General features: G+C 74.2%; 17 protein-coding genes (1 of these 17 cut by a window edge). 2 read left to right on the top strand and 15 right to left on the bottom strand.

Annotated elements, in window-relative coordinates:
- The 8 genes from ACIQUR_RS23620 to ACIQUR_RS23655 form a co-directional block, all read right to left on the bottom strand.
- Positions 1–6,502: the start of a non-ribosomal peptide synthase/polyketide synthase gene (locus ACIQUR_RS23620; RefSeq protein WP_403667528.1), read on the bottom strand. It extends 17,132 nt beyond the left edge of the window; only the first 6,502 of its 23,634 coding nucleotides appear in the window; its start codon is at positions 6,500–6,502; its stop codon lies beyond the left edge, outside the window.
- Positions 6,499–11,529: an amino acid adenylation domain-containing protein gene (locus tag ACIQUR_RS23625; RefSeq protein WP_403667531.1), complete on the bottom strand. Its 5,031-nt coding sequence runs from the start codon at positions 11,527–11,529 to the stop codon at positions 6,499–6,501. The genes ACIQUR_RS23620 and ACIQUR_RS23625 overlap by 4 nt, the downstream gene beginning before the upstream one ends.
- 284 nt (positions 11,530–11,813) lie before the next feature.
- Positions 11,814–12,056 (bottom strand): MbtH family protein, encoded by a 243-nt coding sequence (locus ACIQUR_RS23630; protein ID WP_399950486.1) that lies wholly within the window; start codon positions 12,054–12,056, stop codon positions 11,814–11,816.
- Positions 12,057–12,111: 55 nt separating this feature from the next.
- Positions 12,112–13,179: a MupA/Atu3671 family FMN-dependent luciferase-like monooxygenase gene (locus ACIQUR_RS23635; RefSeq protein ID WP_403667534.1), complete on the bottom strand. Its 1,068-nt coding sequence runs from the start codon at positions 13,177–13,179 to the stop codon at positions 12,112–12,114.
- A 217-nt stretch (positions 13,180–13,396) separates the two neighbouring features.
- Positions 13,397–14,251: a hypothetical protein gene (locus tag ACIQUR_RS23640; protein WP_403667537.1), complete on the bottom strand. Its 855-nt coding sequence runs from the start codon at positions 14,249–14,251 to the stop codon at positions 13,397–13,399.
- Positions 14,232–15,140, bottom strand: a complete 909-nt coding sequence (locus ACIQUR_RS23645; RefSeq protein ID WP_403667540.1) for an aldo/keto reductase — start codon at positions 15,138–15,140, stop codon at positions 14,232–14,234. The genes ACIQUR_RS23640 and ACIQUR_RS23645 overlap by 20 nt, the downstream gene beginning before the upstream one ends.
- A complete protein-coding gene (locus ACIQUR_RS23650) occupies positions 15,137–16,324 on the bottom strand; it encodes a cupin domain-containing protein (RefSeq protein WP_403667544.1) in 1,188 nt (395 codons plus the stop codon). The genes ACIQUR_RS23645 and ACIQUR_RS23650 overlap by 4 nt, the downstream gene beginning before the upstream one ends.
- Positions 16,325–16,338: 14 nt before the next feature.
- Positions 16,339–16,476 carry a hypothetical protein gene (locus tag ACIQUR_RS23655; protein ID WP_169435287.1) on the bottom strand — a complete coding sequence of 46 codons (138 nt, stop codon included), beginning with the start codon at positions 16,474–16,476 and terminating at the stop codon, positions 16,339–16,341.
- 615 nt (positions 16,477–17,091) lie between these two features.
- Here ACIQUR_RS23655 and ACIQUR_RS23660 point away from each other — a divergent pair.
- Both ACIQUR_RS23660 and ACIQUR_RS23665 read left to right on the top strand, forming a co-directional pair.
- Complete coding sequence (locus tag ACIQUR_RS23660) at positions 17,092–18,348, top strand: helix-turn-helix transcriptional regulator (RefSeq protein ID WP_403667548.1); 1,257 nt, start codon at positions 17,092–17,094, stop codon at positions 18,346–18,348.
- A gap of 14 nt (positions 18,349–18,362) precedes the next feature.
- Positions 18,363–18,728, top strand: a complete 366-nt coding sequence (locus ACIQUR_RS23665; protein WP_403667550.1) for a hypothetical protein — start codon at positions 18,363–18,365, stop codon at positions 18,726–18,728.
- 473 nt (positions 18,729–19,201) lie between these two features.
- Here the strand turns inward: ACIQUR_RS23665 and ACIQUR_RS23670 are convergent, their stop codons facing one another.
- From ACIQUR_RS23670 to ACIQUR_RS23700, 7 genes are all read right to left on the bottom strand, one after another.
- Complete coding sequence (locus ACIQUR_RS23670; protein WP_403667553.1) at positions 19,202–20,188, bottom strand: ornithine cyclodeaminase family protein; 987 nt, start codon at positions 20,186–20,188, stop codon at positions 19,202–19,204.
- 1 nt (position 20,189) lies between these two features.
- Positions 20,190–20,813 (bottom strand): hypothetical protein, encoded by a 624-nt coding sequence (locus tag ACIQUR_RS23675; RefSeq protein ID WP_403667555.1) that lies wholly within the window; start codon positions 20,811–20,813, stop codon positions 20,190–20,192.
- Position 20,814: 1 nt separating this feature from the next.
- On the bottom strand, positions 20,815–21,927 hold the full coding sequence (ilvE, locus tag ACIQUR_RS23680; RefSeq protein WP_403667558.1) for a branched-chain-amino-acid transaminase: 1,113 nt from the start codon (positions 21,925–21,927) through the stop codon (positions 20,815–20,817).
- The gene (locus tag ACIQUR_RS23685; RefSeq protein WP_403667561.1) at positions 21,927–23,366 is read right to left on the bottom strand and encodes a phenylacetate--CoA ligase family protein; all 1,440 of its coding nucleotides are present in this window, start codon (positions 23,364–23,366) and stop codon (positions 21,927–21,929) included. The genes ilvE and ACIQUR_RS23685 overlap by 1 nt, the downstream gene beginning before the upstream one ends.
- Before the next feature lie 836 nt (positions 23,367–24,202).
- Positions 24,203–24,502 (bottom strand): Dabb family protein, encoded by a 300-nt coding sequence (locus tag ACIQUR_RS23690; RefSeq protein WP_403667564.1) that lies wholly within the window; start codon positions 24,500–24,502, stop codon positions 24,203–24,205.
- Complete coding sequence (locus tag ACIQUR_RS23695; RefSeq protein ID WP_403667567.1) at positions 24,499–25,929, bottom strand: condensation domain-containing protein; 1,431 nt, start codon at positions 25,927–25,929, stop codon at positions 24,499–24,501. Before ACIQUR_RS23695 ends, ACIQUR_RS23690 begins: the two co-directional genes overlap by 4 nt.
- A complete protein-coding gene (locus tag ACIQUR_RS23700) occupies positions 25,926–26,642 on the bottom strand; it encodes a 2-hydroxychromene-2-carboxylate isomerase (protein WP_403667570.1) in 717 nt (238 codons plus the stop codon). The genes ACIQUR_RS23695 and ACIQUR_RS23700 overlap by 4 nt, the downstream gene beginning before the upstream one ends.
- Positions 26,643–26,710: the final 68 nt, after the last annotated feature.

The raw sequence follows: 26,710 nt of genomic DNA on the forward strand, positions 1-26,710 counted from the left end.
CCGGGTAGGCGTCGGTGACGCCCTCGGGCAGGGCCGCGCGGTCGGCTTCGGTGATCAGCTCGAACGGGGCGGCGTACGCGGCCTCGGCGACCGGACCGGGGGCGCCCTGCCCCACGTGGCGGGCCAGGGCGGCCACGCTGTTGTGGGCGAAGACGTCGGGGACGGTGACCTGGAAGCCCGCGGCGCGGACCTCCGCGGCCAGGGAGATGGCGCGGATGGAGTCGCCGCCGAGGTCGAAGAAGCTGTCCTCGACGCTGATCTCGTCCCGGCCGAGCGCGGTGGCCCAGGCGGCGGCGAGGCGGGCCTCGGTGTCGTTGCGCGGGGCGACGTGCTCGACCGCCGCGCCGCCGGACTCGGCCGGCGCGGGCAGGGCCGTGCGGTCCAGCTTCCCGGCGGTGTTCAGCGGCCAGGCCTCCAGCTCCACGAAGGCGCCCGGGACCATGTAGTCCGGCAGCTCCTCCCGCAGGTGGGCGCGGAGAACGGCCTGCCCGACGGGTCCGTCGGCCGGGATCACGTAGCCCACGAGCCATGTGTCGCCGTTGTCCTCGGTACGGGCCACCACCGCGGCGTCGCGCACACCCGGGTGGGACAGCAGCCGGGACTCGATCTCCCCCAGCTCGATCCGGTAACCCCGGATCTTCACCTGGTGGTCGGTCCGGCCCAGGAACTCCAGCGCACCGTCCGGCATCCGGCGGGCGAGGTCGCCCGTGCGGTAGAGCCGGGCGCCCGCGTCCCCGAACGGGTCGGGCACGAACCGCTCCGCCGTCAGGTCCGGGCGTCCCAGGTAACCCTGCGCCACGCCGTCGCCGGCGATGCACAGCTCGCCGACGACGCCCAGCGGGACGGGCTGCACCAGCGCGTCCACCACGTAGAACTGCGTGTTGTCGATCGGGGCGCCGATGGAGACGGCAGCCGGGTCGGCCGGGACCTCCCAGGCGGAGGACCAGATGGTGGTCTCCGTCGGGCCGTACACGTTCACCAAGCGCCCGACCCGCGAGCGCAGTGCACGCGCCAGCTCCACCGGCAGCGCCTCGCCGCCGACGAGCGCGGTGACGTCGGCGACCGCGAACCCGCCCTCCAGCAGCAGCTTCCAGCCCGACGGCGTGGCCTGCGCGTGCGTCACGCCCTCCGCCCGCACCAGCTCCACCAGGTCCGCGCCGCTCTCCGCGACGACGACCCGGTGCCCGCCCGCCAGCGGCAGGTACAGCTCCAGCCCGGAGATGTCGAAGGACACGGAGGTGGACGCCAGCCAGTGCTCGGTGCCGGCCGGAGAGTCGCCCAGCACCCGGCGGATGCCGGTCAGCAGGTTCCCCAGCGCCCCGTGCGTGACCTGCACGCCCTTCGGCCGGCCGGTCGAACCCGAGGTGTACAGGACGTACGCCACCGCCTCCGCCTCCGGTGCCGCCCACGCACCCGTGCCGGGCAGCGCGGCGACCGCCGCGGCGTCCGGGCCGTCGAGGGAGACCACCGCACCGTCGTGCACCTCGGCGGCCAGGCCGGCCAGGGACTCCTGGCTGATCAGGGCGACGGGCAGCGCGTCGGCGGTGATCCCGGCCAGCCGGGCGGCGGGGTGGTGCGCGTCCAGCGGCAGGTAGGCCGCCCCCGCCTTCTGTACGGCGAGCAGCGCGACCAGCAGGTCCGTGCCGCGCTCCAGCAGGACGCCGACCACGTCGCCCGGCAGCACGCCCAGCTCCCGCAGGTGCGCGGCCAGCCGGCCGGAGGCCGCGTCCAGCTCCCCGTACGACAGGGACCGGCCGGCACCCGTGACGGCGACGGCGTCCGGCGCGGCCGCGACGGAGGCCGCGAACAGCTCCGGCACCGTGCGCGCCGGCAGGGCGGTCGCCGTGGCGTTCCACTCCTCCAGCACACGGGTGCGCTCGTCGGCCGGCAGCAGGACCGCCCGGGCGTCGCCCGCCGGGTCGGCCGCCATGGCCTCCAGCACCGACCGGTACATGCCCGCGAGGCGCTCGGCGTTCTCCCGCGACACCGAGCGGTCGTTGGCGGTGACGATGATGTGGCCGGCGCGGCTGGAGACGGTCAGCGGGAACTCGGTGGGGCTGTCGTCGATGCTGGCCGTGTAGTCCACGCGGTCGAGGTCGACCTGGCGGAAGTCCTGGTAGTTGAAGTAGACGTCGATCAGCTGCCGGCCCCCGGCCAGCCGCTGTACGGCGGGCAGCGGGTAGCGGCGGTGCGGCCAGAGCTCGACCTCGGCGGCGAAGACCTGCTCCACCAGCTCCGCCCAGGTGGCGGCCCGGCCCGCGTCGTGCGCGAAGGGCAGGGTGTTGAGGTACATGCCGTAGACGCGGTCGGCGTCCGGCAGTTCGGGCCGGGCGTCGCAGACCAGGCCGGCGGTGAAGCGCGGCTCGGGGGTGAGCTGGCTCATCACCTTCAGGTGCGCGGCGAGCATGACGCTCTTCAGCGAGGCCCTGGCACCGGTGGCGAGGGCGCGCAGCCGCTCGTACAGGTCCTCGACGGGCACCTCGATCTGGTGGACGGCGCGGGGCGCGTCCGGGTCGCCGCCCCAGCCGGCGGGCACGGTGAGGGTGGGGTGGGACTCCAGCAGCGGGGTCCAGTAGGCCGGGTGGGCCGCGTCGGTGAGTGCCCGGGCCTCCTCGGCGATGAAGTCGGCGAAGCGGATGGCGGGCGCCGCCGGCTCCTCGACGGTGCGGCCCTCGTACAGGTCGCGGTACAGGTCGAGGATCTCCATGAGGAGGGAGTGGTGGCTCCAGCCCTCCAGGACGGGGTGGCATTCGGTGACCGACAGCCACCAGCTGCCGTCGCCGGTGTCGTGCGCGTACAGGCGCATCAGGGCGGGCACGGCCAGGTCGAAGACCTCGGCGCGCTCGGCGGCGGTGTACGCGCGGACCTCGTCGCGCACCTGCTCCTCGGTCAGCCCGGCCAGCGACCGGCTGCCGACCGGCAGTTCGGCCGTGGCGTGCACGAGCTGCATCGGCACGGAGTACCGCTCGATGTCGAGGGAGGTGCGCAGCACCTCGTGGCGGGCGGTGACGATGCGGGCGGCCGCGGCGAGGGCCTCGTGCCGGAAGGGGCGGTCGTCGCGGATCCGGAAGCTGGTGACGTTGTGGTAGTTGTTCGCGCCGCCGGGCACGACCATCTCCAGCACCATGCCGGTCTGCACCTGGGAGAGCGGGTAGGCGTCGGTGACGCCGGCCGGCAGCAGGGCGCGGTCGGCCGCGGAGACCAGCTCGAAGGGGGCGACCGGGGGCGGGAGTTCGGCCGGCGCGGTGCGGCCGGTGACCAGCTCGGCGAGGCGGGCGACCGTACGGCAGGCGAAGACGTCCCGGACGGCGAGGTCGAAGCCGGCGGCGCGCAGCTCGCCGACGAGCGCGACGGCGCGGATGGAGTCGCCGCCGAGGTCGAAGAACCCCTCGTCGACGCCGGCCCGGTCCAGGCCGAGAACCTGGCACCAGACGTCGGCGATGCGCTGCTCGGTGGGGGTGCGGGGGGCGGTGTGGGCGCCGGCCGCGCGGCGGGAGTCGCCGCCGGGGGCGGGCAGGGCCCGCTTGTCGAGCTTGCCGTTGGTGGTCAGGGGCAGCCGGTCGAGGGTGACGAAGGCGGCGGGGACCATGTACGGCGGCAGGTCGCGGCCGAGGAGTTCACGCAGCTCGGCGGGGTCGAGGGCGGTGCCGGAGGCGGTGACCAGGTAGGCGACGAGCTCCTGGGCGCCGGGGGTGTCCTCGCGGAGGACGACGACGGCGTCGTGGACCTGCGGCAGGGCGGCCAGGGCGGTCTGGATCTCGCCGAGTTCGACGCGGTAGCCGCGGATCTTGATCTGGCCGTCGGCGCGGCCGAGGAACTCCAGGCTGCCGTCGGCCAGCCGGCGGGCGATGTCGCCGCTCCTGTAGAGGCGGCTGCCGGCCGGGCCCCACGGGTCCGGGACGAAGCGGTCGGCGGTCAGTCCGGGCCGGCCGAGGTAGCCGCGGGCGACGCCGGGTCCGGCGACGTGGATCTCGCCGAAGACCCCGACGGGCACGGGCTGCCCGTGGGCGTCGAGGAGGTGGACGCGCAGGTCGTCCAGGGGGACGCCGATGGGGTTGCCCGCCTCGGGCGCGAGGTCGGCCTCGCCCACCTCGTAGAAGGTGGTGTGCACGGTGGTCTCGGTGATGCCGTACATGTTGAGCAGGGCGGGCGCGTCCAGGCCCAGCCGGTCGGTCCACGGCTTGAGGTCGGGGACGATCAGCTTCTCGCCGGCGAAGACCACGGCCCGCAGCGCGAGCCGGCCGATCCGCGGGTCGCCCTCGGCGGCCGCGGCGACCAGGGAACGGAAGGCGGACGGCGTCTGGTTGAGGACGGTGACCCGCTGCTCGACGAGCAGGTCGAGGAAGTCGTCGGGCGAGCGGGTGACGGCCGCGGGGACGACGACCAGCTTCCCGCCGTGCAGCAGGGCGCCCCACATCTCCCACACGGACACGTCGAAGGCGTAGGAGTGGAAGAGCGGCCAGACGTCCGCGGCGGAGAACCCGTAGTGCCGGTGGGCGGTGGTGAGCAGGCGGAGCACGTTGCGGTGGCTGAGGCAGACGCCCTTGGGCTTGCCGGTGGAGCCTGAGGTGTAGATGACGTAGATCAGCTGATCCGGGTGGCCAGCCAGCGGCGGATTCTCCACCGGAAGGCCCTGCCAGGCCTCAGTGGCGGCCTCTCGGTCGAGTACGACGAGCGGTCCTTCATGGCACTCCTCGATCATCGGTGCGTGGCGGGATTCGGTGAGCACGACCGCCGCGCCCGCGTCCCCGACGACGTACGCCAGCCGGTCCGCCGGGTTGGCGGGGTCCAGCGGCAGGTAGCCGGCGCCGGACTTCAGCACGCCGAGCAGGGCGGGCATCAGCTCGGGGCCGCGCTCCAGGCAGACGCCGACGAGCCGGTCCGGGCCCGCGCCCAGTTCGCGCAGCCGGTGGGCGATGCGGTTGGCCCGCGCGTTCAGCTCGGCGTACGTCAGTTCGGTTCCGTCGGCGACCACGGCCACCGCGTCGGGCGTGGCGGCGACCTGGGCCTCGAACACCTCGTGGACGAAACGGGGGTCGGGGGTCTCCTCGGGCGCCGGCTGCACCACCAGCGCGCGCTCGGCGGGGTCCAGCACGTCCAGGGCGGACAGCCGGGCCTCCGGGTCGGCGGCCACGGCGGTGAGCAGCCGCTCGAAGTGCCCGGCGAAGCGCCGCACGGTGGCCTCGTCGAAGAGGGCGGTGGCGTACTCGAAACGGCCGCGGAGGGAGCCGTCCGGGGCCTCCTCGACCAGCAGCTGGAGGTCGAAGCGGGCGATGCCGGAGGGCACCTCGAAGGGCTCGACGGTGATGCCGGGCAGGTCGTAGGCGGCGGTGCGCGACTCGTGCAGGGTGAACGCGGCCTGGAACAGCGGGGTGCGGGACAGGTCGCGCTCCGGCTGGACGGCGTCGACCAGCCGGGCGAACGGCATCTCCTGGTGGTCGAAGGCGTCCAGCACCTCGACCCGGTTGCGGTCCAGCAGGCGGGCGAAGATGGGGTCGCCGGCCCAGCTCGCGCGCAGCACCAGGCTGTTGATGCCGTAGCCGATCAGGTTCTGCAGCTCGGGACGGGTGCGGCCGGAGACGACCGTGCCCACCGCGATGTCGGTGCCGCCCGTGTACTTGCCCAGCAGGGCCTGGTACGCGGTGAGCAGCACCGTGAACAGGGTGGTGCGGTGTCCGGCGGCCAGCGTCCGCAGCGCGGCGCCCAGCGCCCGGGGCAGGGCGAAGGCGACCTCGGCGCCCTCGGCGCTGCGGGTGGCCGGGCGGGGCCGGTCGGCGGGCAGGTCGAGCGGGGCGATCCCGTCGAGCCGCTCGCGCCAGTACGGCAGGTGCCGCTCCAGGAGGGACTCGGCGCGGCCCTGCTGCCAGGCGGCGTAGTCGGCGTACTGGACGGTGAGTTCTCCGGCCGGGGCGGCGCCCCGGTAGTAGGCGCTCAGGTCCTGCGCGAAGACCTGGGTGGACCAGGCGTCGCAGGCGATGTGGTGGAAGACCAGGGCGAGGACGTGGTCGTCGGCGGCCAGCCGGACCAGGCGCACCCGCAGCGGCCACTCGGCGGCCAGGTCGAAGGACTCGCGGGCGTACTCGGCGGCCAGCTGCTGGGCCACCGGCTCGCGCTCCGCCTCGGGCAGGCCGGTGAGGTCCTCCAGGGAGAAGGGCACCGGACCGGGCTCGTCGATGAGCTGGACGGGCTCGTCGGCGAAGAAGTCGTACCGGGTGCGCAGCACCTCGTGGCGGGCGGCCACCCGGTCCACGGACCGGCGCAGCGCGTCGGCGTCCAGCGGGCCGGTCAGGCGCAGGGTGAGCGGGACGAGGTACTCGTGGCTGTCGGGCTCCAGGCGGCTGAGGAACCACATCTGCTGCTGGCCGGCCGAGAGCGGCAGCGGGAGGTCGCGGTCGGCCCGCGGGATCTCCTCGTTCCGCCGGGCCGTGCGGCCGGCCAGCCTGCGGAGCAGTTCGGCGCGGAGCTCGTCGGGGGTCTGGGTCTGCTCGGCGCTGGTGGTCATGCCTGGTGCTCCTTCGGCTGCGACGTGTGCGAGGACTGCGAAGAGTCGGAGAGGTCGTCTGTGGTGGCCGGACCGGCCTGCGAGGCGTTCTGGATCTCGGCCTGGACCAGCGCCTCGACGGCGCGGGCGAGACCCGCCACGGTGGGGCTCTCGAAGATGGCGCGCAGGGGCAGCGACACCGCGAACTCGGCCTGGATCCGGGAGATCAGGCGGATGCCGAGGATGGAGTTGCCGCCGCTCTGGAAGAAGTCGTCGTGGATGTCAGGGTCGGTGCCCAGCAGTTCCTGCCAGATCCCGGCGATGTGCTCCTCGACGATGTCGCGGGGGCCGGCGGGCCCGGAGCCGGGGTCCTCGGCGCGGGCGGCCGCGGGGTCCGGCAGGGCGGCTCGGTCCAGCTTCCCGTTCGCGGTCAGCGGGATGGCGTCCAGGGCGACGTACGCGCCGGGCACCATGTAGTCGGGCAGCAGCCGGGCGCAGTGACGGGCGAGTTCCCCGTGGTCGGGGAGTCCGTCGCCGGCGGGCACCAGGTAGGCGGTGAGGCCCTTGTCGGCGGTGATCGCGGCGTCGCGGACGGCCGGGTGGGCGGTGAGGACGGCCTGGATCTCGCCGGCCTCGACGCGGTAGCCGCGCACCTTGATCTGGTGGTCGATGCGGCCGAGGAAGGAGACGGCGCCGTCGGGCAGCTGCCGGGCCAGGTCGCCGGTGCGGTACAGGCGGGCCCCTGCGGGACCGTACGGGTCGGGCAGGAAGCGCTCGGCGGTCAGGCCGGGGCGGCCGGTGTAGCCGCGGGCGACGCCGGTGCCGCCGACGTACAGCTCCCCGACGGCGCCCAGCGGCACCGGGCGCAGCTCGTCGTCCAGCACGTACATGGCCATGCCGGGCAGCGGCCGGCCGATGGGCACGACCCCGGTGACGGGTGCGTCGACGGGCTGGACGCAGGTGCCGACGGAGCACTCGGTGGGCCCGTACTCGTTGATCAGGCGGCCCGGGCCGAGCAGCTCCAGCCAGCGGGAGGCCGCCTCCCCGGGGAAGGCCTCGCCGGCGACCAGCACCGTGCGGGCCAGGGTGGCGGCCTGCTCGTCGCCGAGCTGCTGGGACAGGACGTCGAGGTGGCCGGGGGTAAGCTTGACGAAGCTGTACGGCGCCCCGGCGGCCAGGGTCCGGCCGAGGTCGGCCAGGTCGAGTCCGGCGGGCAGCAGGTGCAGCGGGACGCCGGCGACCAGTGGCGCGTAGACGTTCGGGACCACCAGGTCGAAGGCGGTGGAGGAGAACAGGGCGGCGCCGCCGCCGTGGCCGCCGATCAGGTCGCGGGCGGCCCAGGCCACGTGGTTGGCCAGGCCCCGGTGCGGTACGGCCACGCCCTTGGGGCGGCCCGTGGAGCCCGAGGTGAAGATCGTGTAGGCGATGGCGTCCGGGTCGGGACGGCGCTCGGGGGCCGTGTCGGGGAGGGCGTCGATCAGGGCGCGGTCGCGGTCGACGACCACGAGTTCGCCGGGGAAGAACGGGGCCATGGCCGCGGCGTGTTCGGCCGTGGTGACCAGCACCCGGACGCCGGAGTCGGTGAGCATCGCGGCGCTGCGTTCGGCCGGGCCGGCCGGGTCGAGCGGCACGTAGCCGGCGCCGGTCTTCCAGCTGCCGAGGAAGGCGGCGACCAGGTCGGGGCCCCGGTCGAGCAGGACGCCGACCAGGTGCTCGGTGGTGGTGCCGGACTGCCGCAGCCGGTGGGCGAAACGGTTCGCCCGGGCGTCCAGCTCCCGGAAGGTCACCGACTCCCCCGCGTGGCGCAGGGCGGTGGCCGAGGGGCGCTCGGCGGCCCGCGCCTCGAACAGCTCCAGCACCGTGACGTCGGCGGGCTCGGCGACCGTGCTGCCGGCCCCCGCGTTCCACTCGACCAGCTGCCGCCGCCGCTCGTCCGCGCCGGACAGGTCGAGGTCGGCGAGGCGGGCGTCCGGGCGGGCCGCGGCGTCGCCGAGCAGCCGCACGAGGTGGTCGACGAGGCGGCGTACGGTGGCGTCCTCGAACAGCGAGGTGGCGTACTCCAGGACGCCCGCGAGGGTGCCGTCGGGGCGGCGGCGCAGGAAGAGCGTCAGGTCGGTCTTGGCGATCCGCCAGGCCTCCCGGAAGGTCTCCAGGTCGTCCAGGTCGGCGCCGCCGGTGGTGAGCGTCTCGTCGTGCAGGTCGAAGGCCGCCTGGTAGACCGGCGTACGGGACAGGTCGCGGTCGCCCTGCACGTCCTCGACGACCCGCTCGAAGGGCACCTCCTGGTGGGCGAACGCCTCCAGGGTCACGGTCCTGACCCGGTCCAGGGCCTCGGCGAAGGTGAGGTCGCCGGTCAGCCCGCAGCGCACGGCGAGGGAGTTGAGGAAGAAGCCGACCAGGTTCCCGGTCTCGGGGCGGGTGCGGCCCGCGACCGGGGTGCCGACGGTGACGTCCCACTCGCCGCTGTGCCGGGCGAGGAGGGTCACGTACCCGGTGAGGAGGGTCATGAACGGCGTGGCGCCGTGCTCGCGGCCCAGCTCGGCCAGGGCGTCCGCGGTCGCGGCCGGGACGACGACCGGCACGACGGCGCCCTTGTGGTCGCGCTCGGCGGGGCGCGGGTGGTCGGTGGGCAGGGCCAGCGGCTTGTGGCCGTCGAGCGCCTCCCGCCAGTGGTCGAGGTCGGCGGCCAGGGCGTCCTCGGTGAGCGCGGTGCGCTGCCAGGCGGCGAAGTCCGCGTACCCCAGCTCCAGCGGCAGCAGTTCGGGCTCGCGGCCCTCCGCGTACGCGGCGTACAGCTCGCCGAACTCGCGCTCCAGGATGGCCGAGGACCAGCCGTCGCAGCTCAGGTGGTGCATCGCGATCACCAGGACCGGGTGTGCGTCCTCCACGCGGACCAGCAGCGCCCGCCAGAGGGGGCCCTCGGCCAGGTCGAAGCCGCGGGCGAAGTGCGCGGCGGCCAGGGCGCCCAGGCCCTCGCGGTCGGCGGCGGCCTCGGCCAGCCCGACCCGGCCGGGGGCGGCGATCCGCTGGCCGGCCGTGTCGGCGTCCGCCGGGTAACGGGTGCGCAGGGCCTCGTGGCGCTCCTCCAGGGCGTCCAGCGCGCGCTGCACCAGGGCGGTGTCCGCGCCCTCGGGCAGCGGGAGGATCAGCGGGGAGACCCACTCGGCGCCGCCGGGGTTCATCCGGTCCAGGAAGTGCAGGCGGCGCTGGCCGAAGGAGAGGGGCAGCGGGCCCTCGCGGTCCACCGGCACCAGGGGCGGCCGGACGCCGGCCCGGGTCAGGAGGGCCGCCTGCTGCTCGACGGTGGCGGAGGTGAACAGGGAGGCCGGGGAGACGTCCTTGTCGGTGGCCTCGCGGAGCCCGGCCGCGAGCCGGGTGATCATCAGCGAGTCGCCGCCGAGCCGGAAGAAGTCGTCCTGGACACCGGCGCGTTCGATGTTCAGCAGCCGCCGCCAGACCTGGGCGACGATCTCCTCGGCCGCGGTGCGCGGGGCGACGTACGGGCGGTCGGCCTCCTCGGCCGCGGCGGCCGGCAGGGCGGCCCGGTCCAGCTTGCCGTTGGGCGTCAGCGGGAACTCGGCGAGCGGCACCAGCACCGTCGGCACCAGCGCCTCGGGCAGCCGGCCGCGCAGGAAGGAACGCAGGTCGGCGGGGATCCGGGCGTCGGCGGTGGTGAGGTGGGCGGTCAGCCGCTTCGTGCCGTCCCGGGTCTCGGGGGCGGTGACCACCGCGCCGGTGACCTCGGGGTGGGCCAGCAGCGCCGCCTCCACCTCGCCGGGCTCGATCCGGACGCCGTTGACCTTGACCTGGTGGTCGGCGCGGCCCCGGTACTCCAGGGTGCGGTCCGCGCGCCACCGGACGAGGTCGCCCGTACGGTAGAGGCGGCCGCCCTCGGGACCGTACGGGTCGGGCACGAAGCGCTCGGCGGTCAGGTCCGGGCGGCCCAGGTAGCCGCGGGCCAGTCCCGCGCCGCCGATGAACAGCTCGCCCGGCACGCCCACCGGCACCGGCTTGCCCCGGTCGTCGAGGACCAGCAGCCGGGTGCGCGGCAGCGGGCGGCCGATCGGGACCGGGCCGGCGGTCTGCGCGGGGTCGTAGGGCTGGGCGGTGACGTCGATGGAGCACTCGGTGGGGCCGTACGTGTTCCAGATGGCCAGGTCCGTGCGGCCGGCCGCGTCCAGGGCCCGGCGGCACAGCTCGGCGTGCAGGGGCTCGCCGGCCGAGAACAGCAGCCGCAGCGAGGTCAGTTCGCGCCAGGCGGGCTCGGCGACCAGCAGCCGCAGCACGGACGGGACGACCTGGAGGACGGTGGCGCCGAGGTCCCGTGCCGAGGCGACGAGGGCGGCCGGGTCGCGCTCGGCGCCGACCGGGGCCAGCGCCACCGCGCCGCCGCTGACCAGGGGCGCGAAGATCTCCCAGTTGTGCGCGTCGAAGCCGATCGCGGTCTTGTGCAGCACCCGGTCGTCCGCGCCGAGACCGTGCGTGCGCACCGTCCACATCACGCGGTTGGCGATGCCGGCCTGGGTGATCTGGACGCCCTTGGGGCGGCCGGTGGAGCCCGAGGTGTGGATGACGTACGCGAGGTGGCCGGGGTGCGCGGCGACCTCGGGAGCGGTGGCCGGCAGGGCGTCGACCAGCTCCCGCTCGGCGTCCAGGTCGAGCTGCGGGGCGCCCAGCTCCGTACCGGCGGAGCGGCCGGCGGTCAGCACCAGCACCGGGCGGACCTCCTCGACCAGCGAGGCGAGGCGGGCGGCCGGGTGGGCGGGGTCGAGCGGCAGGTAGGCGGCGCCCGCCTTCCACACCGCCAGCACGGCGACGACCAGTTCGGCCGAGCGCTCCAGGTGGATGCCGACCACGGTGTCGGGGCGCACGCCCAGCCGGCCGAGGCGGTGGGCCAGGCGGTTGGCGCGCGCGTCGAGCGCGGCGTAGTCGAGGGTGCTCCCGTCGGCGGCGATCACGGCCGTGGCCCGCGGGGTCACGGCGGCCTGCCGGGCGACGAGCTCGGCGAGGGACGGGCCGGCCTCGCTCTGACGGATCTGCTGAGTCATCTCTCGGGTCCTCTTGATGAGTTGATGAGCCGGCGCGGAGCGGAGGTGGCCGGATGCGGGACGGGTGGGGGAGGTGGCTGGGGGGTGACTCGGGGGTGATGGCCCGGGTGATGGCCGGGGTGACGGCCGGGGTGACGGCCGGGGTGACGGCCGGGGTAACGGCCACGCGGTTCTGCGGGGCGGAAGAGACGCGCCGGCCCGGGCGGGGGGGTGCCGGGCCGGCGCGGTCTGGGGGTGGGGGGCGGGAGTGGGGGGACTGCGGTGGGGGGAGGCGGGGGTCCGGTTCAGGAGGCGGCGGACAGCTCCGCGTCCTGGAGGGCGGCCTGCTCCATGCGGCGGCGCAGGCTCAGCGGGCGCATGTCGGTCCACACCTCGGTGATGCGCTCCAGGCACGCGTCCTTGGGGCCCTCGAAGCCCTCCGCGTGCCAGCCGGCCGGCAGGTCCCGGTCGGCCCACCAGACGGAGTACTGCTCCTCGTCGTTGCGGACCACGCGGTACAGGCGCTCGTCGGTCTGGGTGTCGCTCATGGTGGGTCTCCAGAAGGGTGTCGGTGATGGTTGCGTACGACTCTGCGAGGGCCCGCTATACGGCGCCCATACGCTGTCCGGCGGCACGGATCCGCAGGTCATTGAGGTGTTCGAGGCTCTTGAGGGTGCGCTCGGTGTCGACCCCGAAATCGACCAGGCAGCCGACCTCGTCGATGCCGAGGGCGTCCAGCCGCTCCACCACGCCGAGCGCCCGCTCGACGGTGCCGAAGATGCCCTGGCGGTCGAAGAAGCGCTGGAAGGCCCGCTCCACCAGGTAGTCGACGTCGGCGTCGCGGACCGCCGAGCGGTCGAACACGGCCTGGTCGGCGTTGACCGTCCCGGACAGCAGCCCGAAGGACGTCTTGAGGTAGGCGGAGAGCGAGGGCCGGACCAGCTCGCGCACCTCCTCGGTGTCGGTGCCGAGGAAGGTGTGCAGCATCAGCACCACGTGCCCCCTGGCCCGCTCGCCGTGGTGCTCGCGCAGCGCGGCCCGGTAGATGGCCAGCTTCCCGGCGAGTTCGTCGAGGTCCTGGCCGAGCAGGTGCGTGAGCACACCCGCGTTCAGCTCCCCGGCGGTGCGGAAGGTGTCGGCGCTGCCGGCGCTGGTGATCCAGCAGGGCAGTTCGGGCTGTACGGCCGGCGGGTAGACCCGCACCTCGGCGGCGGCGCCCCGCCCGTCGGGCAGCGTCACGGACTCGCCGCGCCACAGGGCCCGTACGGTCTCGACCGTCTCCGTCAGCAGCTCCTTGCGCCGGGCGTGGGCCTCGGGCCGCAGCACGAAGTCGGTGGGGTGCCAGCCGGAGGCGAACGACACCCCGGCCCGGCCGTGGGACAGGTTGTCGACCACCGACCAGTCCTCGGCGATCCGCAGCGGGTGCCCCAGCGGCGCCACGACGCTGCCGGCCCGGATCGCGATCCGCTCGGTGACGGTGGCGAGTGCGGCCCCGGTGACGGCCGGGTTCGGGTAGAGCCCCCCGAAGGGGTGGAAGTGCCGCTCCGGGGTCCACACCGCCGTGAACCCGTTCCGGTCCGCGAACCGGGCGCCTTCGGTGAGGAGTTCGTACCGCCCGGCGGTGCCGGACGCGGTGCTGTCGTTGGCGAAGTAGAAGAGACTGAAGTCCACCCCGGCTCCTTCGGATCGGCTCTCGGCGGTCGGATACCGAGGACGCTAGGCAGCGGGGGTTTTCACGCGTTATCGAAACTATTTCCACCCCCCGAAAACCCGCAGCTCAGCCCGGGTACGCGGACGATGCCGTGCACGCCCGAGCCCCCAGCACGGGAGCAGCGTGCGGGGGCCTCAGGAGGCGGGATCCGGAGCCGGTGGCGCCATGGTGCCGTGGTCAGACGATGACCTCCGCAGGAGCCGAGACCGGGGGCCGGACCCCGGTCAATTCCTCGGCCCGGCCGAAAAGGTGCGGGGCAAGCTCGGGGTGGAAACCTCGGGCAACGGCCTGGAGGAGTTCGGCGAGCGCCGCCAACTCACCGAGGCGGCCGGCGGGGGTGTCGAGGGTCTGGGCGAACTCGGTCCGGATGCGCGTGGCAACGGCGGGGACGAGGAGGCTGTGAGCGTGCAGAAGGCCGGGGTCGTAGCCGACGGGGACGCGGCCCCAGCGTTCCCAGTCCAGGAAGGTCAGGGGCTGGCCCGTGATGTTGCCCCAGTGCAGGTCGCCGTGGCCGGTGACCCGCTCGATCTTGCCGGGGGCGGAAATGCCGAGGAACTGGGGGAAGGCCCGCTCGATCCAGGAGTCCCGGACGGTCTCCTTGACCCCCTCCACCTGCGCCAGACGGTCGAGGGAGCGCCTCAGCAGCCCCCACCACTGCTCCGGGAGAGCCGGATCCCGGACCAGGTCAGCGCGGGTGGGTGAGACCACCGGGTGTGGCACGCGGTCGAGGACTTCGGACTGGAACGACCACATGCCGTCCACCCAGTCGTGGACGCCGTGCAGCGCTGGGCGTGGCACATCGTGTGGCACGAGGAGGGACGCGCCCACGGGCCCTTGCCCTGGTGTGCGCCCCGCGTTCTTCAGATGGCCGCGGCTGACTCGAAGCCAGTAGTCGCCCGCGCTGCGGCCCAGCGTGAATCCGGCGAAGCCCCACACCGGGAGGCCCGTACAGGTGAGGCCCAGGGCTTTGGCCGCCCGCTCGTGCGCGGCCTCCATGAGTGCTCGGATGTCCTCATCCGGTGGCGAGTTCATCGGTCACTCTCCTGAGCTGTTCGGGGGTGAAGGGCGAAGCGAGTGCCTTCACCGCATCGTCCCAGTGATCACGATTCGTGGTGGACGTCAGCACGAAGTCCAGGGCGGGGCAGGACGCGGCGGCCAGGACGCCTGCGGCGCCGGCAGAAAGCCCGGGGCGGATCAGATCCACCAGTTCGGGTGTCATCGCATCCAGCAGTTCGCCGCCGTGCAGCGGAGCGGAGCCGAACGTGATCAGCCCGGCGTCCTTCGCCTGCACCAGCGGCCCGCCGCCGTTCAGGGCCTGCATGATCGGGGCGTCATCGATCAGGCTGACGGGCATCTGTACCGCGATCAGGTGGTGATCGGATGACCCTGCCGCCTCCCGGGCAAGCGACAGCAGCTCAGGCACGCTGAACGCCCCCTCACGCAGGCCCGACCAGGTGGCCACCCCGTAGCCGGGGATGTGGCCCTCGTGCACCTGCTCTTCCAAGGCGGTGAACGCCTCGCGGAGCCGCCAGTGCATCCCCGACCGGTCTCCTCCGCGACCGGCCCGTTCCGGGTTGTGGACGAACATCAGGTCCACGCGGCCGAGGAGGGCGAGCGCTTCTTCCACCTGATGGCCGACGAACGAGGGGTCGAGGCAGTGGCCGGCCGAGGCATCGTGTTCGGTGAGCAGGCCCCGGCCGAGGGCGGCCCGCCCCTGGCTGCGGGTGAAGAAGCCCGTCTTGGTGGCGACGAGCGGAGGGCTGGGGGCCGCCCGCAGGACCCGGCCGAGGTCATGGAGGGCCTGGCCGTCGGCGTAGTTCGGCGCAGTGTCGATCCACGGGGTCCCGGCCTGCACCGCCATGCGTGCTGCTTCCACCACGTCTCGGACCCGGTAGGTGCCCAGGGCCAGGGACGCCGTCACAGCCCCGCCCCCACGACGGCGACGGCCTGGCCCTCGATGAGGACCCAGATCAGGTCGGCCACGTCCTTGACCTCCAGACCGGCGGCTGAGGCAAGGGCCCCCAGCGTCGTCGGCTGGCCGAGCAGCAGCGTCCGAAGGACCGGCCCTGCGGACTCCGCGAAGTCCCAGGCCGTCCCGGCCGCCGAGAACGTGACCGTGCCGTGCCCGTCGTTCACCGTCACACGTGCCCGTGGGGTGGTGAGCCGCACGGTGATCTCCGGCATGGAGGGGAGCCCGTCCACGTAGGGCAGCGACGGGACAGCATGCCCGAGGTCGGTCGTGTCGCCGGACTCCGCCCAGCGCTCGATCAGCCGGGGGTCAGCCAGGAAATCGAGCACTTCGCGGCGTACAGCGGCGAGGAAGTCCGACTGTTCCGGCAGGGCGGCGAAACGGGGGACGTCCGTGCGCAGGGGCAGGGTGGCCCGGAGCTGGTCCACGACCCAGAGCATGAGATCGGCGCCGGTGTGGGGGACCATCCCGAAGGTCAGGTGGAGGGATTCCGTGCCTTGGTCCGCGGTGACCGCGTGCCACCAGCCGCGCGGCAGGTAGAGCACGTCACCTGCCGCGAGCACGATGTCCGCCACCGGGTCGCCCTCCGGCTGCTCAGGCGATTCGACGTCCCGGAAAGTAGGGGCCTGGCGTGTGGACCCGTACAGGCGCCACCGCTTGGAGCCGTGCAGTTGCACCACCACGACATCGTGGTCGTCCCAGTGGAGGCCGAAGCCCTCTCGCTCGGTCCACGACGCGTACGCGTTCGCCTGCACGGAGGTGCCCAGGAACCGTTCCAGCCCCTCGGCCGCCTCCCGCACGGCGGGGTGAATCTTCTCGACCGCGTCCAGGACCATCGAGGCGCCGTCCTTGAGCTGGGCGTGCAGCTCGGCTGGCTGGATGCGGGACCAGGTCACCGCGCGACGGTTGGTCGTGGGGACCGCGTAGCGGTGCAGCGGGACCATCTCGCCGTCGGCGGACAGACGGAGCCGGGGCGGTTCGAGACGTTGCGTGGCAATGATGTGGTTGAGATCGTCCCAGGTGAACAGGCCCGCCACGTCGGCGGCGCCGGGGACGTGTGCGTAGGAGCGGTGGTACGTCTGGGCGAGGAACGTGTCCCCGCCCAGACGCCCCGCCCACGAGGCTGCATCAAGCATCGTGGGCGGCCCCGTCAGTCGTTGCCGTCGGAACGGCCGCTGCTGACGTCGGACTCCTGCTCGGCGCGGGTCCGCGCGGCGACGATCTTCCGCTTCGCGACGAGCAGGCCACCCCCTTCGGGGGCCACGGAGCCGGTGTTCTCTTCCACCATCGAACTTCCCTCTCTACTCGGGGAACTCCCACCGGGTGTCCGGTGGGAAGACTGGGGGTCGGCGCGCTACGACGTGGCGTAGATGCCGACGGCGTGCAGGCACACCGAGCCGATCACCATGGCGAGGTACAGCGGCCCGGCGTACCGCCCGAACCTGCGGAGCGCCCACCTGCCTAATCCGCTCACCGGAACCGGCCCGGAATGGCGGGGACCGTACGGAGGGTCCGGGCCGGGGGAGCCGACGAGCCGCCGCAGCGGGGGCACTCGCAGGGCGGGAAGCGTCCGGGGGCGGACAGGATCACCACCGGGTCGCCGTCCCGGACACACGTCGTCCGCGACCACGAGCGTCCGGAGTCCCGGGACACGCGGAGGGTCATCCGGATACGGCTCTCGGACTCGGTATCCGGTGAGCAGGAGGCCCCGCCGAATCCGTCACTCTGACCGCTGTCGGCCGTTGCCATGTCCGCACCCTTCCGTAGTCCCGTGCCCACGTCGTTCGCGACAACACCCAGGAAACAGCGCCGAGTCGGGAGCCTCCACGGCATCCATGCGGCAGGCTTGACGCAGATCCGTGCATGCGAGCCGAGGGGCCGGTAGCCACGGGAAGGGGTCGTCATGGGACTGGCGGAACGGCGCAGGACTCTGGGTTACAGTCAGGAGAAATTGGCCGAGTTACTTGGCGTGGACCGCACAACGGTCGGACGCTGGGAAAGCGGCAAGATCGCACCGCAGCCGCCCCAGCGACCAGGCTTGGCCGCCGCCCTTGAAGTCAGCCTCCACGAGCTGGACGACCTCCTGAGACCGCCAAGAGACGGAAGCCAGGGAGTCGCAGGGCAGAAGTCCAGTGACCCCCCGAGCGCGGGAGACCCCGACGAGATGATCCGCCGCGAATTCCTCCGCATCCTCAGCGTCAGCGGTGCGCTGACCGCCTTACCGTTCGACGAGGCGGAGGCCCTGGCCGACGGCGTGCGCAGGGGCAGCCCGGCAGACTTCGCCCGGATGAACAGCCACCTGTGGCAGGTCTACCAACTCGCGCGGTCCAAAGGATCTGTCTATCCGATCGTCCGCGATCAACTGGCGACGCTGAACGAGGCCCTGGCCGGGGGCAGCCGGGGAAATTCACGCCCGCTCCTCACTGCCGCAGCCGACCTGTTCCAGCTCGTGGGGGAAGTTGCGTACGACGCCAACCGGTACACCGACTCGGCGGCCTCGTACGCGCTCGCGGCATCCGTGAGCAAGGAAGCAGGGGCCTACGACCTGTGGGCCTGCGCCCTCGTACGGCACGCCTACGTGGACATGTCCGACCAGCGGTACGAGCAGGCGGCCGAGATCCTCGGAGCGGCGCAACGCGTCGCGGCACGAGGGGACAGGAGCCTGTCCACCCGGCAGTGGGTGGCATCGGTGCAGGCAGAGGTGTGCGCCGGCCTCGGCGACCTGGAGGGATGCGAGCGAGCTCTCTGTCAGGCCGAGGAGGTCCAGAGCCTGTCGGAAGGCAGCACGAACGGCGGGTGGCTCCGTTTCGACGGCACACGTCTGGCGGAGGAGCGGGGAGCCCGGTACGTACAGCTCGGCCGCCTCGACCTGGCGGAGGACGCTCTCAGGCGGGCACTGGACCAGAACTCGCTGGCTCCCGGTTACTCGTACCGCCGCAGAGGCGCCGTCCTTGCCGACTTGGCCATAGTCGGTGCGAAGCGCCGTGACCCGGAGCAGGTGGTGACGTACGCGCGTGAAGCCCTGGACCTGGCCCATGCATCCTCGTCCGGGTACGTCGCCCGTAGACTCCAAAGCCTGTGCGACGAGTTCGGACCCCTGAGCCGGGACCACCGCATAGCGGAGCTGGGGGCGGAGATCGCCACACTGAGGACGCCGTGACGAGAGGGGTTGGGATGTCGCAGACCGAAGGCGCACGACTGTTCCGCGAAGCCTGGATCGCGGGAGTGCACCAGCACTTCCCCGGCGAGCCGAAGGCCGGCTACGTGACCCCCTGGGCGGACACGCCGCAGTGGGAGCGCGAGGCCGCGGGCTCCGTGTACGAGCAGGTACGCCAGTTCATCGAGATCAGCGGCGGCACCACGGCCCGGCTGACCCGCGAGCAGAAGAGCCGCTTTGTGGCGATCTGCTGGACCGCCCAGATGTTCAAGCACTTCGAGGACCCGAAGCCGGGCTACGTGGCGGATTGGCCGGACCTTCCCGCGTGGCAGCAGGAGACCGACGCCGACATCTTCGAGGCCGTCGAGAAGTCACTGGGCTGATCCCTGCGCGGCGTTGGGGGCGGCCCGGGACCCGTCGCGGACCGGGACGGGGGACCAGGCGGTGCCGTTGCGGCGGGCCGCGTGCATTTCCGTCGTGCCCGAGGACTGGTCTCGCCGATCAACCGGATGTCGTCGGAGGGCGTCCGCGGAGAGGCGCTCGCCCGCCGGAGCGGGAAGCGTCGTGCGCGCCGACCGGCCCGTCCCCGTCCGGCTGCGCACCGCGGGACGGTCGACGCCGGAGACCGTCCGCGTCCCGGCGACCGGCAGCCTCCCGCGGGCCGTGGCCGCCGCCTTCGTCCCGTGGGCCGGCGGCCGGGTCGCGGTCTCCCAGCCGCCCGCCGCCCGGGCGGTGGCGCCAGGCGGCCGGCGGCCGTCAGGGCGAGTGAGCCGGCCGACAGCGCGGGGGCGGGCCCTCTGCGGCCCCCGGGGCCGAGGTTTCCAGCGCCCCCTTCGTCGACATGACGGCGCGGGTTTCAGTCCAGGTGGAAGGTGGTGCCCAGGCCCTGGGCCCGCGCCGCCTCGACCGCGGCGAAGCCGGACATGATGTCCTGCACGCCGAGGCCGAGGGATTTGTAGACGGTCACGGCGTCGGGTCCGCTGCGGCCCGGGTGGCGGCCGAGCAGTACGTCGCCGAGTTCGGCCCGCAGGTGGTCCGGCGGGGCCAGCCCGTGGTCCAGCGCGGCCCGGATGTCGCCGGACTCGGCGAGCGCGGATTCCCGGCTGTCCACGAAGAGTTCGGCACCCGCCACCGCCTCGGCGGTCAGCTCGCGCTGGTCGGGGAAGGAGCTGCCGACCGCGTTGACGTGCGTACCCGGCGCGAGGTCGACCGCGTCGAGCAGCGGCACCGTAGAGCCGGTGGTGGTGCACACCAGGTCGGCTCCGGTGACGGCCTCGCGCGGGCCCGCGGTGACCTCCACCTCGATGCCGAGTTCGGCGGCGGCCCAGTCCCGGTAGGCGTACGCGTGCGCGTCGGTACGCGACCACACCCGCACCCGGCGCAGCTCCCGCACCTCCCGCATCGCGCTCAGGTGGCTGCGGGCCTGCGTCCCCGAGCCGAGGACCGCCAGGTCCCCGGCGTCCGGCCGGGCCAGGGCGTCGGTGGCCACCGCGGAGACGGCGGCCGTACGGACGGCCGTCACGGCACCGGCGTCGAGCAGACCCACCGGCCGGGCGGTGTCGGGATCGAAGACGATGACCATGCCGATGTGCAGGTCCAGGCCCCGGGCCGGGTTCTCGGGCTTCAGGGCCATCACCTTGACCCCGAAACCGGCGTGCTGCTCCCCCGCCACGTGGCCCGGCATGCTGCCGAGCAGGCCCGTCTCGTGCGGCGGCCGCACGATGGTGCGCAGCGGCTGCGCCGCGTGTCCGCCGCTGTACCGGCGCATGGCCTCGGCCATCACGGGGATCGCCGCGCGCACCGGGTAGACCCGCTGCACGGTCTCCCGGTCCAGCAGGAGCATCTCACTGCTCCCGGACGAAGACGGACCACACCATCTGGATGGTGCGGGTGGAGGAGATGAAGACCAGGCCGTAGAGCCGGGCGGCCGGCAGGGTGGTGAGCGCGAGGTCGGCCTCGCCCTCCCGGACCGCACGGGCGGCGGCGCTGGTGGAGGTCACCAGGGAGATCTTCGGGGTGCCGAAGGAGGCGTCGAGGAGCTGCCCGACGATCGGTACGGGCGCCGGGTGGCTGGCCACCCGCGGGGAGACGTCCTGGGTGCCGCTGGGCAGGGAGGCGATGCCGTAGGGCGGGGTCTCCCAGTGGAAGGCGGCGGCCAGGCTGAGCTCCGGGTCCATGTAGAACCGGTCCACCCCGGAGTAGGCGTTGGCCACCACGAGGTGGCTCACCTCGCCCCGGCGCAGGGCCTCGCCGGCCTTCTCGTAGGTGTCGAAGAGCCGGACGTCCCGGGGACGGTGCGGACCGCCGTCCGGCAGGGAGTTCCACAGGAAGCCGGCGGCGTCCTGGCTGCTGGTGCCCTCGGGACCGAGGGTCCCGACGGCGGTCAGGGGCTGGCGGAGCAGGTGGTCGCGGATCACCCAGTCCCCGGCCGCGGGCGGCGCGAGGGGGGCGGGTGCGGTGATGGTCATGTCATCCTCGCTCGATCGGAACGATGGTCAGCCAGTGGTCGTGGCGGGGGTCGCCGGCGCCGCGCACGGTTTCGGCGTACGCGCGGACCAGGCGGCGGGTGAGGGGGCCGGGGGTGCCGTCGGCGACCGGGCGGCCGGAGATTCCGGTGACCGGTGTGATGCCGACGCCCGTGCCGGTGAGGAAGACCTCGTCGGCCTGGAGCAGGTCGGGGACGCCGAGGTCGCGTTCGAGGGTGTCCACACCCATGCCGTCGGCCAGCACGCGGACGGTGTCGCGGGTGATGCCGGGCAGCAGGTCCGCGCCAGGCGGCGGGGTGAGCAGGCGCCCGTCCCGCACGGCGAAGACGTTGGCGGTGCTGGCCTCGGCGACCTGGCCGCGGTCGTTGAGGAGGATCGCGTCGTCGTACCCGGCGGCCCGGGCCTCCTCGGCGGCCAGGGCGCTGTTCACGTAGCCGCCGGTGACCTTGGCCTGGACGGGGATCGCCGAACTCCGCGGCCTGCTCCAGGAGCTGACGCCGCAGGTGATGCCGGTGGACGGGGTGTACGCGCCCAGGGTGAACTGGGTGACGGAGAAGGCGTCGGTGAGTCCGGTCAGCCGGACGCCGGCCGGGGTGCCGGGCAGCAGCCCGAGCTTGTAGCCGAGGGGGCGCAGGTAGCTGTCCTGGGCGATGCCGTTGCGGCGGAGCAGGTCGAAGGTGCGCTCGACGAGTTCCTCGGCGGTGGCGGCCACCTCGATGCGGAGCAGGCGGCAGGAGCGCAGGAAGCGTTCGTAGTGGTCGTGGGCGCGGAAGATGACCAGCTCGTCGCGGCCGGGTACGGCGAAGGCGCGGATGCCCTCGAAGACGGCCGTGCCGTACTGGAGCGCCTGGGTGGTCAGCGGCAGGCCGACCTCCGCGAAGGGGACGACGGCGCCGTCGTGGTACGCCCACGGGGCGACGCCGGGCCGGGCGGAGGGGGCCGCGGGGGCGGGGCCGGGGGCGGCGGCTGGCGGCGGTGCCGGTGCCGTGGCGGCGGGCGGCGGTGCCGGTGCCGTGGAGGCCGCCTGGATGCGGGCCGGGCGCGCGGCGTCCTCGGCGAGGGAGCGGGTACGGGTGCGGGTGCGCTGTGCGGGCATCAGGACCTCCTGGCGGCGATACCGGCGGCGGCCAGGCTCTCCAGGGCCCGGGCGTCGTCCATGGCGTGCGTTTCGGTGCGCAGGTCGATCACGCGGGCGGCCTTCCAGCTGACCATCGCGCCGGTGCCGGTGACGCTGCCGAACGCGTCCTCGCCGACGTCCAGTCGCAGGCCCAGCTCCGCGCGTACGTCGGCCACGGTCGCGGCGACGGCGGCCGCGTCGGCGGTGCGGCCGGCGGGGTGCTCCAGCCGGAGCGAGAGCCGGTCGGCACCGGCCTCGCGGTCGATGACCACCTGGTAGTCGAGCCAGCCGCGTACGTGGCGCAGCAGCAGGTTCTCCAGGTCGTACCCGGTCACGGCGTGCCCGCCGAGCGGGATCCGGTCGCGCACCCGGCCCAGGGGCTCCAGCGAGGCGGCCGGTACGGACTGCCCGGGCCGCGGGTCGCGCAGCCGGACGAGGTCGCCCGTGCGGTAGCGGACCAGCGGCTTGGCGCCCTGGTAGAGGTGGGTGACGACCAGCTCGCCCTCGCGGACGCCGTCGGCGTCGGGGACGGCCCAGGCCCCGGTCTCCGGGTCGACCACCTCGCTGTACGCGATGAGCGGGGCGGTGTAGAGGCGGCCGTCGGCGGCGACCGCGCCCTTCACGGAGGCCTCCTGGGAGGCGTACAGGGCGTTGTGCGCCGTCGCGCCCCACAGCTCGCCGAGGTTGGCCAGCAGGTTCGGGGAGGCCAGCTCGCCGGTGGTCATCAGCACCTGGAGGCGGAAGTCGCGGCGCGGGTCGAGGCCGGCCCGGATCGCGTGCTTGGCCAGGGTCATGGCCATGCCCGGGGTGCAGAACAGGCCGGTGATCGGGAAGTCCCGCATCACCTGGAGGGCGCGCTCGAAGCCGACCATCGGCGAGTGCGGCCACATCTTGGCGACCGTGAGGCCGAGGTTGCGGCAGACGTCCCCGAAGGTGTCGGAGAAGGCGTGCAGTTCGGTGGGGCCGCTGGAGCCGATGACCTGGCCCTCGCCGAACTCCCGGAAGACCGTGCCGTAGTAGTGCGTGAGGACGGTGTTGTTGTGGATCGAGTCGATGTCGTCGCGCGGGCAGGGCGTGGAACGGCCGGTGGTCCCGGTGGTCTCGTAGAAGATCCACGCGTCCGACAGGGGGCGCGACAGCATCTCGTGCTGGGCGGCGCGCAGGTCGTCCTTGGTGGTGAAGGGGATGGCGGAGAGGGTGGCCTCGTCCAGCCGCTCCACGGACGCGGGGTCGACGCCGGCCAGGTGGCGGGCGTAGAAGGGCGAGTTCTGCCTGACGTAGCGCAGGGTCTGGCGGACGAGGCCGGACTGGTGCGCGGCGAGCCGCTCCGCGTCCCACTCCCCCGCGAGGAAGGAGCGGTGCTGGTCCCGCAGGACGGCGGTGATCTCGGCCAGCTCGGGCCGGTAGACGGTGAACATGGCGTACCTCTTCTCGAACGGGTGGTACGGGCACCGGCGAAGCCGGCAGGACCTGGACCGGAGCGTTGGCCGCCGGACCGGGTAGCACCGGGACCGGAGCGTTGGCCGCCCGGCCCTCGCCGTGGCCACCGGCCCGGCAGGGCCGGGGCGGGGGCCGGGGCGGGGGCCGGGGCCGGGGCGGAGGCCGGGGCCGGGGCGGGCGCCGGGGGCAGGGGCCGGGGCCGAGGCCGGGGCCGAGGTCGGCAGGGCCGAAACCGAAGCCTTGGCCGCCGGACCGGGAGAGCCGAGGCCTTGATCGCCCGGCCTGGCAGAAACCGGGGCCGAAGCCTTGGCCGCCGGACCGGGTAGCACCGGGACCGGCCACGCGTGCCGGACCCCGGGCACCGGACCCGCCGCCGGCGCGCAACGCACCGGCCGGCGCAGGACCGGCCTGCGGCGCGGGCTTCGTCACTAGCGGTGCGGTGTCAGCGGCCGGCACCCCACGGGGGCAGAGGGCCGGCGTGGGGGGGTCGTGTGGTGTGTGGGTCCCCTCGGTGCTTGACCCGTCGTGGCCTGCAGGCCCTGCGGCAGGCCCACCCCGGGGGCAGGGGGGCTGCGCCCCTGGCCTTCGGCCACCCCCGGCCCGGGCCTGCCTCCGGTCCAGCCTGCCACGACGCCTCAAGCACCTGCCCCACACACCACACGACGCACCCCCTGTCGGCGGCCCGGCACCTCCTCGGGCCCCGCGCCCGCCGCCGGCAGCCGGAGCAGGGCACGTGGGCGGCGGCCCGGAACCCCCACAGGAGCCCGCAGCCGGCGACCGGCACCCCACACCGGGCCCGCCGCAGGCGGGCCGGTCAGGCCGTTTCCGCCAGGTCGGCGACCACCCACGTGCTGATCTCGCGCCAGCGTTCGACCGACCGCTGGTGGAAGGGGTGGTCGAGGTAGGCCCGGAGCGCCTCCTCGTCGCGCACGAGGCCGACGATGGCGTAGTCGTACGCGACCGGCCGGTCCGTGATGTTGCGCCCGGCCTGCCAGTGCAACAGCTCCGGCACCTCCTCGCCGACCCGCACGGCCAGCTCCTCGGCCTCGGCCACCTCGGGGTGCGCCCAGTCGTACCCGGGCCGGAATTTGAACAGTGCGATGTGCCGGATCACCAGGCACCACCCTCCCAGTCGCCGAGGGCGAGCAGGGCGGCCAGCTCGTCCTCGTCGGTCAGCGGTACGTCGGTCACGCCGGCCGCCGGGCGGTCGACGGCGGTGCGCAGGAAGCGCTCGTAGGTGCGGGCGAAGCGGTCGGCGGTCTCCGGCTCGAACAGGTCGGTGTCGTAGCTGAAGACGGCCGTCGTGCCCTGCGGCTCCTGTTCCAGGCGGAGCATCAGGTCGAGCTGGCCCTCCTGCTGGGGGACGTCGATCAGGGCGAGCGACAGGTCCCCGTACGCCAGGGCCGGGCCCTCGGCCGCGCCGCGCGGGACGGTCGGGACCGGCGGGTCCATGCGGTGCATCTGGACCAGGAAGGCCCCGATGCGGAACAGCGGCGCCCCCGGCGGGCGGGCGATCAGGGTGCAGGGGTGGCGGGCGTGGAACATGGCGCCCTGCACCTGCCGGCCGGCCTCCTGCGCGGCCTCCTCGAAGGTGGTGCCGGGTCCGAGGCGGGCGCGGACCGCGAGGGTGTTGAGGTAGCAGCCGACGAGGTCGCGGGCGCCCCGGCCCAGCCGGCTGCTGGCGGGCACCCCGATCAGGAAGTCCTCCTGACCGGTCCACCGGGCCACCAGCGCCTGGAACGCGGCCAGGTGGACGGCGAAGGGGGTGGTGCCGGCGGCCTTGGCCGCCTCCGCGAGCCGGTCGGTCAGTTCGGCCGGCAGCTCGACGGCGACGGTCGCGCCGCGGTAGCCGGGCCGCGCCGGCCGGGGCCGGTCCAGGGGGAGTTCGGCGGCCGGCACCCCCTCGGTGGTCTCCCGCCAGTACGCCGCGGCACGCTCGCCGGGTCCCGAGGCGAGGTACTCCTCCTCCTCGGCGACCGCGTCGGCGTACGAGCCCTTGAGCGGGCGCCAGGCGGGTTCACCGCCGGCCGCGATGCCGCGGTACGCGTCCAGCAGGTCGCGGGCCAGCAGCGTGCGGGAGGTGAAGTCGCCGACGATGTGGTGCAGGGCCATGACCAGCGCGAAGTCGTCCTCGGCGCGCTGGAGCAGCACGACGCGGAAGACCGCGTCCGACAGGTCGAAGGGCTGCTCACCGGCCTCGCGGGCCAGCCGCCGCAGTTCGTCCTCCGGCACCCCGGGTGCCTGCCGCACGTCCAGCGCGACGTACGGCGCGTCCCGCTCGACGCGTACGGGCACCCCGTCGCGCTCGGTGAAGTACGACCGCAGCTGCGCCTGGCGGCGGCCGGTCTCGGTGACGGCGCGGGCGAGCGCGGGCACGTCCAGCGGACCGCGGACGCGCAGCGGCATGGTGATGTTGTAGACGGCGCTGTCGGGGGCGAAGCGGTACGCGGCCCAGATGGACCGCTGCGTCGCGCCGAGCGGGGCGCCGGGGGCACCGGGCGCGGTGTCCGGTCCCGGTCCCGCGAGGGTCGGGGCGGTCATCCGCAGCCTCCCGCGTGGCTCATGTCGGTGGTGCCGGAGCCGGCCCCGGCGAGGACCGGCTCCGGCACCCGGGCGGACTCCGGCGCGGCGGGCGGCGGCTCCGGGAAGGAGGCGGCGAACGCGGCGAGCCGGTCGACGCCCCAGTACGGCTCGGTGCCGTTGAGGAAGTACGGCACCCCGAAGACCCCGTCCCGCTGGACGTCCAGCAGGGCCTTCACGCCCTGCTCGCGGATGCCCGGGTCGTCCACGGCACCGGCCACCTCGTCGGCGTCCAGGCCCAGTTCGGCGGCCAGGGCCCGGACGACGCCGGGGTCACAGATGTCCGCGCCCTCCAGCCAGCGGGCCCGGGAGACCCGGTCGACCCAGGCGGGGCCCAGGCCGTGCCGCTCGGCGGCGAACCAGCCCAGGTGCGCGGGCTCCCACCAGGGGTCGCGGTCGACCGGCCAGGTCAGGGCCAGCCCGCGGGCGGCGGCGAGCCGGCGGACGTCGCGCAGGATGTAGAACTGCTTGGCCCGGGACATCGGGGTGTACGGGAACTCCCCGCCCGCGTCGGCCAGCAGGGCGGCGCTGGTCGGGTCGGGCTCCCAGAAGGGCCGCCACTCCAGCCGGTCCAGCAGCTCCGGGTGGTTCTGCCGGAGTTCGAGCAGCGCGAACCAGGAGTAGGGGCTGCGCAGACTGAAATAGAACCTCGGCGGCTTGGGTGCGCGCGCCATGCGTGAACTCCTTTTGCGGTGGGCGCCGCACGGCGGGTGCCGGGGCGGCGGGACGGGGAGGCGGGGCG

The organism is Streptomyces sp. NPDC101132 (genome assembly GCF_044759225.1).
GTDB lineage: Bacteria > Actinomycetota > Actinomycetes > Streptomycetales > Streptomycetaceae > Streptomyces.